Source organism: Streptococcus suis (genome assembly GCF_002964045.1).
In the GTDB taxonomy this organism is placed as follows: Bacteria; Bacillota; Bacilli; order Lactobacillales; family Streptococcaceae; genus Streptococcus; species Streptococcus suis_U.
In genome coordinates this window covers 1-346 of the sequence record NZ_POPB01000556.1, presented here as the reverse complement: position 1 = coordinate 346, position 346 = coordinate 1, and the positions used below count along the sequence as shown (strand labels likewise).

The 346-nt window shown below is 36.4% G+C and carries 1 pseudogene; it reads right to left on the bottom strand.

Annotated elements, in window-relative coordinates:
* Positions 1 to 25: 25 nt before the first annotated feature.
* A pseudogene (locus C1E99_RS12665) lies at positions 26 to 346 on the bottom strand (beta-galactosidase); the annotation flags it as partial.

The window sequence follows — 346 nt, the reverse complement described above, 5'->3', positions numbered from 1 at the left end:
TTTTGGCAGAAACCGATTAAAATTTCTACAAGTCTTTTATAACAGGTCTTTGTGAAAAATGAATCTTCTCTCTATATTTTCCTTCTGTCTCGAAGACAATTATTTCATTCGCTCCTTTCTTTAAGTATCCTTTTGGAATATAGAGATAGAGGATTGGCCCTTTTTCCCAAAAACGTCCAATATTTACATTATTAACGAAAACAACTCCCTTACCAAAACCTGTCATGTCTAAGTAAGTATCCGCAAGTTCATCCAGTTCAAACTGATAACGATAGAAAGCAGCTTGACCTTCCTCCCAGCCCTTACTAAAATCCAGGTCCTCAACTGACTCAAGATGCAAAGGATA